At 68.6% G+C, this 13,885-nt stretch carries 11 protein-coding genes; 9 read left to right on the top strand and 2 right to left on the bottom strand.

Annotated features, from left to right (window positions below):
* Positions 1-479: 479 nt before the first annotated feature.
* From mnmG to ABE472_RS04955, 8 genes are all read left to right on the top strand, one after another.
* Entirely contained in the window at positions 480-2,369 is a 1,890-nt protein-coding gene (gene mnmG / locus ABE472_RS04990; protein ID WP_346465706.1) for a tRNA uridine-5-carboxymethylaminomethyl(34) synthesis enzyme MnmG, read from the top strand.
* A 135-nt stretch (positions 2,370-2,504) separates the two neighbouring features.
* Positions 2,505-3,035: a gamma carbonic anhydrase family protein gene (locus ABE472_RS04985; protein ID WP_313209370.1), complete on the top strand. Its 531-nt coding sequence runs from the start codon at positions 2,505-2,507 to the stop codon at positions 3,033-3,035.
* Between the two features lie 121 nt (positions 3,036-3,156).
* The gene (locus tag ABE472_RS04980) at positions 3,157-3,846 is read left to right on the top strand and encodes an RDD family protein (RefSeq protein WP_346465704.1); all 690 of its coding nucleotides are present in this window, start codon (positions 3,157-3,159) and stop codon (positions 3,844-3,846) included.
* Complete coding sequence (locus tag ABE472_RS04975) at positions 3,843-4,835, top strand: stage II sporulation protein M (RefSeq protein ID WP_313209374.1); 993 nt, start codon at positions 3,843-3,845, stop codon at positions 4,833-4,835. Before ABE472_RS04980 ends, ABE472_RS04975 begins: the two co-directional genes overlap by 4 nt.
* On the top strand, positions 4,825-6,519 hold the full coding sequence (locus tag ABE472_RS04970; RefSeq protein WP_346465702.1) for a DUF4129 domain-containing protein: 1,695 nt from the start codon (positions 4,825-4,827) through the stop codon (positions 6,517-6,519). The genes ABE472_RS04975 and ABE472_RS04970 overlap by 11 nt, the downstream gene beginning before the upstream one ends.
* A complete protein-coding gene (locus ABE472_RS04965; RefSeq protein ID WP_346465700.1) occupies positions 6,516-7,694 on the top strand; it encodes a DUF4350 domain-containing protein in 1,179 nt (392 codons plus the stop codon). Before ABE472_RS04970 ends, ABE472_RS04965 begins: the two co-directional genes overlap by 4 nt.
* Entirely contained in the window at positions 7,691-8,698 is a 1,008-nt protein-coding gene (locus ABE472_RS04960) for a MoxR family ATPase (protein ID WP_313209381.1), read from the top strand. Before ABE472_RS04965 ends, ABE472_RS04960 begins: the two co-directional genes overlap by 4 nt.
* Positions 8,699-8,729: 31 nt before the next feature.
* Positions 8,730-10,028 carry a DUF58 domain-containing protein gene (locus ABE472_RS04955; RefSeq protein WP_346463382.1) on the top strand — a complete coding sequence of 433 codons (1,299 nt, stop codon included), beginning with the start codon at positions 8,730-8,732 and terminating at the stop codon, positions 10,026-10,028.
* A 3-nt stretch (positions 10,029-10,031) separates the two neighbouring features.
* Here the strand turns inward: ABE472_RS04955 and ABE472_RS04950 are convergent, their stop codons facing one another.
* Together ABE472_RS04950 and ABE472_RS04945 are read right to left on the bottom strand one after the other, a co-directional pair.
* Positions 10,032-11,210 carry a glutathionylspermidine synthase family protein gene (locus ABE472_RS04950; RefSeq protein ID WP_313219357.1) on the bottom strand — a complete coding sequence of 393 codons (1,179 nt, stop codon included), beginning with the start codon at positions 11,208-11,210 and terminating at the stop codon, positions 10,032-10,034.
* Between the two features lie 3 nt (positions 11,211-11,213).
* Entirely contained in the window at positions 11,214-11,777 is a 564-nt protein-coding gene (locus tag ABE472_RS04945; RefSeq protein ID WP_259262015.1) for a DUF1190 domain-containing protein, read from the bottom strand.
* Between the two features lie 204 nt (positions 11,778-11,981).
* Between ABE472_RS04945 and ilvD the strand changes: the two genes are divergently transcribed.
* Positions 11,982-13,820 carry a dihydroxy-acid dehydratase gene (gene ilvD, locus ABE472_RS04940; RefSeq protein WP_313209533.1) on the top strand — a complete coding sequence of 613 codons (1,839 nt, stop codon included), beginning with the start codon at positions 11,982-11,984 and terminating at the stop codon, positions 13,818-13,820.
* Positions 13,821-13,885 lie beyond the last annotated feature (65 nt).

Below are 13,885 nucleotides of genomic sequence, written 5' to 3'. Positions count from 1 at the left end.
TCACGCGCCCGGCAGTTCACTCTAGCCGGGCGGTGACAGTCACGGTCACAAAGTGCCAAAAGCGACAAGTGGCGTCACATTCGGCTCTATGTCGATATCCGCCAGGAACATCTGGATCCCCCCTGTTCCGGCCCTGTCGGATGTCGGCACCTACAGCGCAGAAGGCCCCGCCAATGGCGGGGCCTTTTGTATCTGGCGCCCATGAAACCGGCGCGGGCCTTCAAAAAAACAGGGCCGGCAGTCCCCCGACTACCGGCCCCTCTGCTTCCCCACGATGCGCTTGGACCGGCCCCTGTTCCAATTCCGGTCCGTTACGCACAAGGCGCATGCCATCCTGGGTGCTATTGGGTTATCTGCAGAAAACGTGCCAACTTGAGGGTGGATGTCATGGCCCCCGACGAATGGCGCTAAAATCGCCACCCGCGCCCTGCCTCCAGGGCTGATCCGGGCTGCCCGGCCCCGTCCCGAGTTCCTCCGCCATGACTGACACCTTCTACCGCTACGACGTGATCGTCATCGGCGGCGGCCACGCCGGCACCGAGGCCGCGCTGGCGGCCGCGCGCAGCGGTGCGCGCACCCTGCTGCTGACCCACAACGTGGAAACGATCGGCGCGATGAGCTGCAACCCGGCCATCGGCGGGATCGGCAAGGGCCACCTGGTCAAGGAAATCGACGCCCTGGGCGGCGCGATGGCGCATGCCGCCGACCGCGCCGGTATCCAGTGGCGCACGCTCAATGCCTCCAAAGGCCCGGCCGTGCGCGCCACGCGCTGCCAAGCCGACCGCAATCTGTACCGGATGGCGATCCGCCAGATCGTCGAAGCCCAGCCCAACCTGACGGTCTTCCAGGCGGCGGTCGATGACCTGATCATCGAAGGCGATGCCGTGCGCGGTGCGATCACCCAGACCGGGCTGCGCTTCAGCGCGGCCGCGGTGGTGCTTACCGCCGGCACCTTCCTGGCGGGCAAGATCCACGTCGGTGAAACCCAGTACGCCGCCGGTCGCATGGGCGACCCGCCGGCAACCACGCTGGCCGCGCGCCTGCGCGAGCGCCCGTTCGTGATCGACCGCCTCAAGACCGGCACGCCGCCACGGATCGACGGCCGTTCGCTGGATTACACCGTGATGGAAGAACAGCCCGGCGACGATCCGCGCCCGGTGATGTCCTTCCTCGGCAGCGTGGACGAGCACCCGGCGCAGGTGAGCTGCTGGATCACCCACACCAGCGAGCGCACCCACGAGATCATCCGCAACGCCCTGCACCGCTCGCCGCTGTACAGCGGCCAGATCGAAGGCATCGGCCCGCGCTACTGCCCCTCCATCGAGGACAAGGTGGTGCGTTTCGCCGAAAAGGCCAGTCACCAGATCTTCGTCGAGCCCGAAGGGCTGGATGTGGTCGAAATCTACCCCAACGGCATCTCCACCTCGCTGCCCTTCGATGTGCAGCTGGAACTGGTGCGCAGCATGCGTGGCTTCGAGAACGCGCACATCACCCGCCCCGGCTACGCGATCGAATACGACTTCTTCGATCCGCGCGGGCTGAAGAACACGTTGGAGACCAAGACCGTCAGCGGCCTGTTCTTCGCGGGCCAGATCAACGGCACCACCGGCTATGAAGAAGCCGCCGCGCAGGGCCTGCTGGCCGGGCTCAACGCCGCGCGCTTCACCCGTGACGACGCCGGCTGGTGCCCGCGCCGCGATGAGGCCTACCTGGGCGTGCTGGTCGACGATCTGATCACCCACGGCACCAACGAGCCGTATCGCATGTTCACCAGCCGCGCCGAGTACCGGCTGCAGCTGCGCGAGGACAACGCCGATGTGCGCCTGACCGGCCTCGGCCGCGAGCTGGGCCTGGTCGACGACCGCCGCTGGGCCGCCTTCCAGACCAAGCAGGACGCCGTGACGCAGGAAACCGCACGGCTGCGTGCGCTGTGGGCCACGCCGGGCAATGCGCTGGGCCGCGAAGTGGAGGCCACGCTGGGCGTGGCGGTCAGCCGCGAAACCAATGTGCTGGATCTGATCAAGCGCCCGGAACTGGACTACGCCACGCTCATGCAGGTGCCCTCGCTTGGCCCGGCCGTGGCCGATGCCAAGGTCGCCGAGCAGGTCGAGATCGGGGTGAAGTACGCCGGCTACCTGGACCGCCAGCGCGACGAGATCGAACGCCAGCAGCGCCACGAGAACACCGCGATCGCGGCCGATTTCGATTACGCCGGCGTGCGCGGCCTCTCGGCGGAAGTGCAGCAGAAACTCGAACGCGTGCGGCCGCAGACCCTCGGCCAGGCCCAGCGCATCCCCGGCATGACCCCGGCGGCGATCTCGCTGCTGCTGGTGCATCTGGAGCGCGCGCGCCGCACCCGCGCCGCGTAACACAGCACCCACCGCCGGTAGAGCCGACCGTTGGTGTACGGGTATCGGCGGGTGGCGGGCGCCCCCGCGCTATCATCGGGGGCCGGGACAACGCTGCAGGCGGCGTCCCAGCCCCTGCGTTGCCGGAGTTTGCGCATGTCCCCGATCCGCCCCTTCCTCGACAAACTGCCCGTGCTCGGCGAGCGCGTCTACATCGATCCGGCCTGCACGATCATCGGCGATGTGGTGCTGGGCGATGACGTCTCGGTGTGGCCGGGTACGGTGATCCGCGGCGATGTGAACCACGTGCGGATCGGTGCGCGCAGCAACATCCAGGACGGCACCATCATCCACGTCAGCCACCACAGCCCGTTCAACAAGGGCGGCTACCCGACGATCATCGGTGAGGGCGTCACGGTCGGCCACGGCACCATCATCCATGCCTGCACGATCGGCGATTACTGCCTGATCGGCATGGGCGCCTGCATCCTGGACGGCGCGACGGTGAGCACCCATGGCTTCCTCGGCGCCGGCGCGGTGCTCGGCCCGGGCAAGGTGGTCGGCGAAGGCGAACTGTGGCTGGGCAACCCGGCACGGCTGGCGCGCACGCTCAGCGACAAGGAGATCGAGTCGCTGCATTACTCGGCCGATCACTACGTGCGCCTGAAGGACCAGTACCGGGGTTGATTGCGGTAAAGTCCTCAGCCGACCAGGAAGCAGTCGAGAACCGCATGCCCCCGCTGGCAGACCGGAGAGGAATCCGGCGTCCCCCGTGGCCTTCCGTACGATCCACCGTGAAGCGCCACCGATGAGCGCACCCATGCTGGATACCTACCGGGAGGTCATCACCCCTGAAGGCGTGCCCCTGCACCTGCCGGTCGCCGGGCCGTTGCCGCGTGCGCTGGCGTGGGCGATCGACTTCGTGATCCGGGTCGGCGCATTGATGATGCTGAGCATTCCGCTGGCCTTCCTCGGCGGGTTCGGCCAAGGGCTCTACCTCGGCCTGATGTTCCTGCTGATGTGGGCCTACACCATCGTCCAGGAAGCCTGCTGGGGCCGCACGCTGGGCAAGCGCGCGATGGGTCTGCGTGTGGTGGCGCGCGATGGTGGACCGATCGGCTGGATGAGCGCGATCACCCGCAACCTGCTACGCACCGTGGACATGCTGCCGTTCGGCTACGCGCTGGGACTGCTGTCGAGTCTGTTCGATGCGCATGGCCGCCGCCTTGGCGATCTGGTCGCCGGCACCGTGGTGATCCACCAGGGCGCAGCGCCGCTGGGGGGTACCGTGCCGGTCGGCAGCGTGCTGCCCCCGCCGCAGCCCCTGCAGCCGGCCGAACAGGCTGCCGTGGTCGCCTTCGCCGAACGCGCGCCGCGGCTATCGGCCCCGCGCCAGCAGGAGCTGGCCGACATCGCGTCGCCACTCACCGGCAGCCACGGCCAGGTCGGCGTGCTGCGCCTGTATGCGATGGCCAACTGGCTGCTGGGGCGGCGATGAGACAGGAGCAGTTCGTCGCCCGCTACCAGGCCGAATGGCAGGCGCTGGAGGAGTGGCTGGCCCAGCGCGGTGAGCGCCCGCGGCAGGCGCGCCGGCAGCCGGTCCACGAGGGCCTGGACGATGGTGATTTCCCGCAACGCTACCGCCGCCTGTGCCAACAGCTGGCACTGGCGCGTCGGCGCGGTTACAGCCCGCAGCTGGTGGCACGCCTGCAGCAGTTGATGCAGCAGGGCCACACGTTGCTCTACCGCACCCCGCGTCCGCAGTGGCAGCGTGCACTCGCCTTCCTGTTCGCCGATTTCCCGCAGCTGGTGCGCAGCCAGGCGCGCAGCATGTGGGTAGCCGCAGCGTTGTTCGTGGTGCCGCTGGTGGGCAGCTTCGCGCTGATCCTGTGGCGCCCCGAGCTGATCCATCTGCTGATGGACAACGCGCGCATCGCCGAATTCGAACGCATGTACGACCCGGCCTCGCCGAACCTGGGCCGCGACAGCGGCACCAACTGGACGATGTTCGGCTACTACATCATGAACAACATCAGCATCGGCCTGCGCACGTTCGCCTTCGGGCTGATCGCCGGCGTCGGCACGGTGTTGGTGATGCTGTTCAACGGCGTCGGCATCGGATCGGTCGCCGGCCATCTGCAGCACGTCGGCCACGGCGATCCGTTCTGGCGCTTCGTGGCGGGCCACGGCGCGTTCGAACTGACCGCGATCGTGATCGCCGGCGGCGCTGGATTGCAGCTGGGCATGAAACTGCTCGCGCCCGGCCGCCGGCGTCGCATCGATGCGCTGGTCGAGGGCGGTGTGATCGGGGCCAAGCTGTGCGTTGGGGTCGCGGCGATGTTGCTGATCGCCGCCTTCATCGAAGCGTTCTGGTCCTCTATCGCGGCGATTCCGGCCTGGGGCAAATACAGCGTGGCGGCCGTGCTGTGGACCGCGGTGTTGGTGTGGTTGTGGCGCGGCGGACGCGGAGGGGCCGATGCAGATTGACCGGCTCAACATCGTCCTTCGCGCACGCTCCGGCTGGGAAGCCATGGAGCTGGGCATGGCCCTGGTGCGTCGGCATGCCGCGGCGATCTGGGCGCCGTGGGTCGTCGTGTCGCTGCCGGTGTTCGTGTTGCTCAACGCGCTGGCCTGGTGGACCGACAGTTTCGGCTGGTCCTGGTTGGCGATGTGGTGGCTCAAGCCGTTGTTCGAGCGCATCGCGTTGTATGTGATCTCGCGCGGGGTGTTCGGCGATGCATCCACCACCCCGCAGACATTGCGCGCGCAGCGCACGTGGGGCTGGGAGGGCTTCTGGGGCTATCTGGGCTGGCGGCGCCTGAGTCCGCTGCGCTCGGTGCTGCTGCCGGTGAATCTGCTGGAGGGCACCGACGCCGCGCATCGTCGCCAACGTCGGCGCGCCATCGCCGGTGGCGCGATGGGCCATGCCGTACTGCTGACGCTGGTGTGCATGGTCTTCGAGATCGTGCTGGTGGTCGGCGGCATCGCCGCGGTGTTCCTGTTCATCCCGGTGGACCTGTTGTCCGAGTCCTGGCGCGCGGCGTGGGAACTGGCCAAGCAGGACATGCCGGCGTGGATGCAGCTGGGCGTGAACCTGCTGTTCTGGTTGGCCGCCACACTGATCGGGCCGTTCTATGTCGGTGCCGGCTTCGGCCTGTATCTGGACCGGCGTACGCAGATGGAAGCATGGGACCTGGAGATCGCCTTCCGGCGCCTGCATGCACGGTTGCAGCGCGCTGCGCCACTGCTGGTGCTGGCCCTTGTGCTGGTCTGGCCGGGCGCGGCACTGCACGCCCAACAGGCACCGGCGCAGTCGAACACCAAGGGTGCGTTGCCGACGCCGGCCGATGACGCTCCGTCGCCTGCGCAGGACGCCGATACGGCTTCGGACGCGGACGCGGTCGCGGATGCCGACGGTGGCGACGGTGGCGACGACGATGACGCCGATGACCCGCCGCGTACGTACGACAATGATCCGGACAACACGCCCCCGGTCATCTTTGGCGCTGAAGCGGTGGATACGGCTGGCTTCCGCCAGGCCGTGCAGCGCGCGTATGAAGACCCGCTGCAGAGTCCGACCCGTGAGGTCACCGAGTGGACGCGCATCGAGCGCGATGCAACCGAGGCGGAGAAGGCGAAACGTGAGGCCGCGGCCAAGGCCAATGGCCAACGCGGCAGCAAGGGGCCGCTGTTGCCGGCCCGGATCGCCGAATGGACGCTGTGGGCGGTGGTCGGGGTCCTGGTGTTGCTGCTGCTGGCCACCGCACCGCGCTGGCTGCCGTGGCTGCGCGGCTCCGGCCAGCGCCGCCGGGCAAAGGCGGCGGCCGTGGTGGAAGAGCCGATCCGGGTACCGGACGTGGCGCCGCCCGATCCCGCCGCGCGTGCGCGTGCCCTGTGGCAGGAGGGCCGCCCACGCCAGGCGCTGGCGCTGCTGTACCGCGCGAGTGTGGAGTCGATGAGCGAACAGGCGCAGATCAACCTGCCCCCGGGTGCGACCGAGGCACAATGTCTGCGGGCCTCGCGACGGATGCCGGCCGAGGCCGACCGCAGCCTGTTCGCGCGCATCGTGCGGGTCTGGCAATACGCGGCCTATGCCGGCCGACTGCCCAGCGATGATGACTTCGATGCGCTGGCGACGATTCTGCAGGCCCAGTTCGGGTGGCGCGCGTGAGCGCCCGCCTGCGCTGGCTGCTGGTCGGCCTGGGCCTGCTGGTGATCGGCGTACCGCTGGCGATCCTGTTCCTGCGCACCCACGAGCGGGTGACGCACACAGAGCACCTGCCGCCACAGGGCGAAGCCAGCTACAACCCGCTGTACGTCCTCGGCCAGGCGCTGCGTGCGGACGGGCTGACCGTGCAGTCGCGGCCACGCCTGGACCTGACCCGGATGCCGCTGGCGCCGGGCGATACCCTGGTGCTGCTGCAGGACAGCGCGGAAGTGCCCGCACCTGCCGTAGCAACGCTGATGGCCTGGGTGGAGCGTGGTGGGCACCTGATCGTGCGCACGCCACCGGTGGGCAAGGACACCGCCCGCAATGGCCCGCTGCTGGACGCGCTCGGCGTGGACAGCGCGGACCGCGGAAGCTATTGCCAGCAGTTCCACGTGCGCGATGACCCGCAGCATGTGGAGTTCTGCACTGGCCGCCGCTTCGCGGTGGAGCCACCCCCGGGCATGGGGCTCGAGCGCGAGTGGGGCAACGCGGCCAATCGGGTCTTCGCCCGCCTGCGCCACGGCCAGGGGCGCATCGATGTGCTGGCCGACATGGCCTTCATGCAGGGCAAGGGCCGGCCCAACCCGACTGTTCCGCCAAACGCTGCCAACGCCCTCGTTGATGGCCTGCACGACAAAGCCCACCGCGATCTCACCCGCTACGTGCTGGCGCCCAACTACGGCAAGGGCACGATGTGGCTGGTCTACGCTTCGCGCCCGCCGTCGTTGTGGAACCGCGTGTTCTACCTCGGCTGGCCGGTGTGGGCGCCGTTGCTGCTGGCCCTGCTCGGCTGGCTGTGGCAGCGCACCCAGCGCCTGGGCAGTGAATTGCCCTCGCCTGCCGCGGAACGCCGCTCGCTGCTCGAACACATCCGCGCCAGCGGCGACCACCTGTTGCGCTTTGGCAAGGCACCGCTGTTGTATGACGCGGTCCGCCGCGCGTTCCTGGCGCGTCTGCGGCGGCGTTCGCCGAGTGCGGCCGCACTGACCGGCGAGGCCCGGGTACAGGCCGTCGCCACCTTGCTGCAGTGGTCGCACGAGCGCGTGCAGACCGCCTTGACCCCACCCGCTTCCCACGACGTCGCCGGCCTGCGCGACCGCATCCGCCTGCTGATCCAGATGAGAAACCTGCTATGACCGAGCCGACGCTTCCGCCGCCGTTGTCCCCGCCTGCCGTGACGCCATCCCCATCGCCGTTGTCCGAGCGCGTCGATGCGGTGCGCGAGGCCGTGGGCCGCGCCTTCATCGGCCAGCCCGAGGTGCTCGACCAGATCCTGATCGCGCTGCTGGCCGGCGGCCACGTGCTGATCGAAGGCGTGCCCGGGCTGGGCAAGACCCTGCTGGTGCGCGCCCTCGCCCAGGCGTTGGAGCTGGACTATGGCCGCGTGCAGTTCACCCCGGACCTGATGCCCAGCGATGTCAGCGGCCATGCGGTGTACGACCCGAAGACCGAGAGCTTCAAGATCCGTCGCGGCCCGGTGTTCACCAACCTGCTGCTCGCCGATGAAATCAATCGGGCCCCGGCCAAGACCCAGTCGGCCCTGCTGGAAGTGATGCAGGAAGGCCAGGTCACCATCGAAGGCAAGGCGTTCGCGCTGTCCCCGCCCTTCCTGACCCTGGCCACGCAGAACCCGGTCGAGCAGGAAGGCACCTACCCGCTGCCCGAAGCACAGCTGGACCGCTTCCTGCTCAAGGTGCTGATCGATTACCCGACGCTGGACGACGAGAAGCGCATGGTCGATGCGATCACCACCGGCCGCAGCGCGGCCGACTTCGATCTCTCGCAGGTACCACGCGTGCTGAGCGGGGCCGACGTGGTCGCGCTGCAGCAGGCGACCGCGGCGATCACGGTCGATCCGGAAGTGATCGACTACGCGGTGCGGATCGTGGCTGCCACCCGGCAGTGGCCGGGTATCGCCCTCGGCGCCGGGCCGCGCGGCAGCATCGCGCTGGTGCGTGCGGCGCGTGCGCAGGCGGTGCTGTCCGGCCGTGATTTCGTCACCCCCGATGACGTACGCGACATCGCCAAGCCGGCGTTGCGCCACCGCATCGCCTTGGCACCGGAACTGCAGATCGAAGGACAAAGCGCCGACGATGCCTTGACCGCGCTGCTGGCCAAGGTGGACGCACCGCGCAAATGAGGGCGCGCGTCCTCCATCGCGAGCGATCGGCATGAGGCCGGGCGCGCTGCTGCTGGCATTGCTGGCCGGCTGGGGCCTGCTCGGCGTGCCGGTGGTGCTCGGTGCCTGGCCGCAGGCGGTCTGGTGGGCGATCGGTGGCGGCGTGGCGCTGATTGCGCTGGTGGACCTGCTGCGCCTGCGCCGCCAGCCCTCGCCGAGTGTGCACCGCGAGCTGCCGGAGTCGCTGGCACTGAACGTTGAACGCGAGGCGACGCTGCGGCTGGAATCGAGCCGGCACCAGCGCGTGGACGTGTTCGATCTGGTGCCCGGCGGCTGGAGCCTGCAGGGCCTGCCGCGGTCGCTGGCGCTCAAACCGATGGTCACCAGCAGCGTGGCGTACCGACTGACCCCGACCGCGCGTGGCCGTTTCGTGTTCGAGGGCGTGCACCTGCGCATGCACAGCGCGTGGCGGCTGTGGCATCAGCGGCGGCAGCTGCCGCCAGCGATGACGGTGCGCGTGTATCCCAACTTCGCGCCGCTCACCCGCTTCGCGCTGTTCAGTGCCGAACAGGCCTCGCGCCTGGTCGGCGCGCACCTCAAGCGCCGCCGCGGCGAAGGCACCGACTTCCACCAGATGCGCGAGTACCGCGTCGGCGACAGCCTGCGCCAGATCGACTGGAAGGCGACCGCGCGGGCGCGCAAGCTGATCTCCCGCGAATACCAGGACGAGAAGAACCAGCAGCTGGTGCTGATGATCGACACCGGCCGGCGCATGATGGCCAGCGAAGGTGGCCTGTCGCACTTCGATCATGTGCTCAACGCGGCGCTGGTGGTGTCCTACCTTGCGCTGCGCCAGGGCGACGGTGTGGGCCTGTTTGCGGCCGGGGGCGACAGCCGCTGGGTCGCGCCCAGACGCGGCATGGGCACCATCGATACCCTGCTGCGCGCCAGCTACGATCTGCAGGCGCAGCCGGTGGCCACCGATTACCTCGCCGCTGCCACCGAGCTGTCGCTGCGTCAGCGCCGGCGCTCGCTGGTGATGCTGGTCACCAACGTGCGCGATGAGGACATCGAAGACCTGCTCGCCGCAGTGCGCCTGCTGCAACGCCAGCACCTGGTGTGCGTGGCCAGCCTGCGCGAACGCGCGCTGGACGATGCGCTGGCCCAGCCGGTGGAGACCCTGCAGGACGCCACCCAAGCCGGCGCGATCGCGCGTTACCTGCAGCAGCGCAGCGACGCACATGACGCGCTGCGCAGCCACCGGGTGATGGTGCTGGATGTCACCGCCGAAGCACTGCCCGGCGCGCTGGTGGAACGCTACCTGGCGGTCAAGCGGGATGGGTTGCTGTAACGCTCAGAGATAGATGCGCGTCGGCGCTTCGTCGATGATCGCGTGCGGTACGAAGCGGGCGCTGTCGCGGGTGATCCGGCTATTGTCTTCGCGGATGCCCATGCCACAGGCGTGGTCACCCACCACCCAGCTGCCGATCAGCGGATAGCCGCCATCGAACGCGGTGAGCGGATGCGCGGCCTGGCGGATCGCCGGGCCGGTGTACGGGCCTTCGCTTTCCTGCCAGCTGCCATCGGCCAGGTGCATGGCCACATTGGCGCCCTCGCGTGAAAACAGCGGCTTGCGCACCCAGCCACGCGGCAGCTCGCTGCCATCGTCGAACTCGGCGGCGAGCAGGTTCGGGTGGCCACGGTGACGCTGCCACAGCAGCGGCAGCACGCCCTTGTTGCTGAGGATCGCCTTCCACGCCGGTTCCAGCAGCTGCACGCCCGAGGCGGGCAGCGCCTGGCCGAACGACTCGGTCATCAGGTCTTCCAGCGGGTACAGCTTGAACAGGCTGCCGATCACGGTGTCGTCGAGCGCAGTGAAGCGCCCGTCCTCGGACAGGCCGATATCCTCGATCGCGATCGCTTCGCCGCGCAGGCCGGCCTGGGCCGCGCAGTCGCGCAGGTAGGCGACCGTGCCCTGGTCTTCGTCCGACGCACCCACCGCGCTGAAATACAGCGGCGGCGGCAGCTGCGCGGCCAGTTCGCCGAAGCGTTCGACCAGCGCCTCATGGATCGCGTTGAACTGATCGGCATCCGGCGGCAGCCGGTTCTGGTTGCGCTGGTCCTCCAGCCACTGCCACTGGAAGAACGAGGCTTCAAACAGCGAGGTGGGCGTGTCGTAATTCAGCTCGTAGAGTTTGGCCGGGCCGGTGCCGTCGTAGGCAAAATCCAGCCGCCCATACAGGTGCGGCTCGCGGCGACGCCAGCTGTCAGCGATCCAGTCGCGGAACGGCGGCGGGATCGCCAGCTGGTCCATCAGCTGCTGGCTGCCCACCACCTCGTCCACCAGGTCCATCGCCATCGCATGCAGCTCGGCGCTGGGATCTTCGATGTCCTGTTCGATCTGGCGCAGGGTGAAGGCGTAGTACGCGGTTTCATCCCAGTACGGCAGGCCATCGATGGTGTGGAAACGGAAGCCCGACTCTTCGGCCCGGGCGCGCCATTGGCTGCGCTCGGCGATACGCACGCGCTGCATCGATCAGCCGCCGACGCTGCTGCGGTTGCTGCTGGTGTTGCCGAAGCCACCGCGGCTGGCGGTGACCGCCCGGTTCGGGGTGGCATTGACCGGGGCCAGGCCGGCCTTGCCGGCGCCGATGCCGCTGGCGGTGTTCATGCCACCGGTCGACGGACCCGGGCGTGCCCAGCCCTTGGCCTTGTCCTGGTAGGCCGGGCTCGCGGCCGGCTGCTGGGCCAGGCCTGCGCCGCCACGGTTGCTCAGCATCTGCGACATGAAGAAGCCCATCATCATCGGGCCGATGAACGAATGGCCGGTGGAGGTCTTCTGTTCCACGCACTGCTCGGCGTTGTATTCGGCCTCGCAGGCTTCACGCGTGGCGTACTTGGGGGCGGCATCGGCCGACTGCTTCTGCGCCTCGGCGAAGGCAGTGCGGCAGCTGGACGGATCGCCGGTGGCTTCGGTACAGGCCTGCACCGAGGTGTAGAGCCCTTCCTGCACCTGCACGGCCTCGTTCTTCTGGCAGGCGGTGAACAGCAGCGGCGCGGCGCTCATCAGCAGCAGCGCAGTGGTCCTGGAACGTTTCATGGCGTCATGCCCCCTAGTACGGTTATCTCCCCAATCATGCCTGATCGGGGCGAACAACCAAAACCGGCAAAGTCGCCCAGCTGAACGCGGTTTCAGGTTTTGCCCGGAAAACACCGGTGGCAACGGTTGCAAACGCAACCGGAATTTTTCGGCAGAATCGAGGTGAAACGCGCCCCCACGGCCCGCCAGATCCTGCCAGCCACCATGCCTGAATACCGCTCCCGCACCTCCACCGCCGGCCGCAACATGGCCGGCGCCCGCGCCCTGTGGCGCGCCACCGGCATGACCGATGGCGACTTCCACAAGCCGATCATCGCCATCGCCAACTCGTTCACCCAGTTCGTGCCCGGCCACGTGCACCTCAAGGACCTGGGGCAACTGGTGGCGCGCGAGATCGAGCAGGTCGGCGGCGTGGCCAAGGAGTTCAATACGATCGCGGTGGATGACGGCATCGCGATGGGCCACGACGGCATGCTGTATTCGCTGCCCAGCCGCGAGATCATCGCCGACTCGGTGGAGTACATGGTCAACGCGCATTGCGCCGATGCGCTGGTGTGCATTTCCAACTGCGACAAGATCACCCCCGGCATGCTGATGGCCGCGCTGCGGTTGAACATCCCGGTGGTGTTCGTCTCCGGTGGGCCGATGGAAGCGGGCAAGACGCGCTTGTCCGAGCACAAGCTGGATCTGGTGGATGCGATGGTGATCGCCGCCGATGAAAGCGCCAGCGACGAGAAGGTCGCCGAGTACGAGCGCAGCGCGTGCCCGACCTGCGGCTCGTGCTCGGGCATGTTCACCGCCAACTCGATGAACTGCCTGACCGAAGCGCTGGGGCTGTCGCTGCCCGGCAACGGCTCCACGCTGGCCACCCACGCCGACCGCGAGCAGCTGTTCCGCCGCGCCGGCCGCGTGGTCGTGGAACTGTGCCACCGCTGGTACGGCGGCGAAGACGTGGGTGCATTGCCACGCGGCATCGCCACCCGCGAAGCGTTCGAGAACGCGATGACGCTGGATATCGCCATGGGCGGCTCCACCAACACCATCCTGCATCTGCTGGCCGCGGCGCAGGAAGCGGAGGTGGACTTCGACCTGCATGCCATCGACGAACTCTCGCGCCGTGTGCCGCAGCTGTGCAAGGTCGCCCCGAACACGCCGAAGTACCACATGGAGGATGTGCATCGCGCTGGCGGTGTGTTCGGCATCCTCGGCGAACTCGCGCGCGGTGGCCTGCTGCATACCGACGTGCCGACCGTGCACAGCCGCACCCTGGCCGAGGCGATCGCACGCTGGGATGTCGCGGTGAGCACCGATGAAAAGGTGCACGATTTCTTCCGTGCCGGCCCCGCCGGCATCCCGACCCAGGTCGCCTTCAGCCAGGCCACGCGCTGGCCGACGCTGGACGTGGACCGTGCCGAGGGCTGCATCCGCGCCGTCGCGCATGCCTATTCGGCCGAAGGCGGGCTGGCGGTGCTGCGCGGCAATCTGGCCGTCGATGGCTGTGTGGTGAAGACCGCCGGCGTCGACGAATCCATCCACGTGTTCGAAGGCAACGCGCGCGTGTTCGAGAGCCAGGACGCCGCCGTGGCCGGCATCCTCGCCGATGACGTGGTGGCCGGCGACGTGGTGGTGATCCGCTACGAAGGCCCGCGCGGTGGCCCGGGCATGCAGGAGATGCTGTACCCGACCAGTTATCTGAAATCCAAGGGGCTGGGCAAGCACTGCGCCCTGCTCACCGACGGCCGTTTCTCCGGCGGCACCTCGGGCCTGTCGATCGGGCATGCCTCGCCGGAAGCGGCCTCGGGCGGCACCATTGGCCTCGTCCGAAACGGCGATCGCATCCGCATCGACATCCCCGCACGGCGCATCGATCTGCTGCTGGATGACGCCACGCTGGCCGCACGCCGCGCCGAGCAGGATGCACTGGGCTGGAAGCCGCGCGAGGCGCGCCCGCGCAAGGTCACCGGCGCGCTGAAGGCCTATGCGTTGCTGGCCACCAGTGCCGACAAGGGTGCGGTGCGGGACTTGGCGAAGCTGGAAGAGTAGGCCCACGCCATGCGTGGATGCGTGCAGTGTCAGGCTGCGGCGCGTTCTCATCGGAGAGCAGCCAC

The organism is Stenotrophomonas sp. TWI809 (assembly GCF_039673205.1).
Lineage (GTDB): Bacteria > Pseudomonadota > Gammaproteobacteria > Xanthomonadales > Xanthomonadaceae > Stenotrophomonas.
The sequence above is the reverse complement of the archived record's forward strand: the minus strand, read 5'-3'. Positions and strand labels throughout refer to the sequence as shown.

Bases quoted from the DNA above. Each gene is read 5' to 3' on its own strand.
- mnmG (WP_346465706.1), top strand. From the start codon at position 480: ATGACTGACACCTTCTACCGCTACGACGTGATCGTCATCGGCGGCGGC.
- ABE472_RS04985 (WP_313209370.1), top strand. From the start codon at position 2,505: ATGTCCCCGATCCGCCCCTTCCTCGACAAACTGCCCGTGCTCGGCGAG.
- ABE472_RS04980 (WP_346465704.1), top strand. From the start codon at position 3,157: ATGAGCGCACCCATGCTGGATACCTACCGGGAGGTCATCACCCCTGAA.
- ABE472_RS04975 (WP_313209374.1), top strand. From the start codon at position 3,843: ATGAGACAGGAGCAGTTCGTCGCCCGCTACCAGGCCGAATGGCAGGCG.
- ABE472_RS04970 (WP_346465702.1), top strand. From the start codon at position 4,825: ATGCAGATTGACCGGCTCAACATCGTCCTTCGCGCACGCTCCGGCTGG.
- ABE472_RS04960 (WP_313209381.1), top strand. From the start codon at position 7,691: ATGACCGAGCCGACGCTTCCGCCGCCGTTGTCCCCGCCTGCCGTGACG.
- ABE472_RS04955 (WP_346463382.1), top strand. From the start codon at position 8,730: ATGAGGCCGGGCGCGCTGCTGCTGGCATTGCTGGCCGGCTGGGGCCTG.
- ABE472_RS04950 (WP_313219357.1), bottom strand. From the start codon at position 11,210: ATGCAGCGCGTGCGTATCGCCGAGCGCAGCCAATGGCGCGCCCGGGCC.
- ABE472_RS04945 (WP_259262015.1), bottom strand. From the start codon at position 11,777: ATGAAACGTTCCAGGACCACTGCGCTGCTGCTGATGAGCGCCGCGCCG.
- ilvD (WP_313209533.1), top strand. From the start codon at position 11,982: ATGCCTGAATACCGCTCCCGCACCTCCACCGCCGGCCGCAACATGGCC.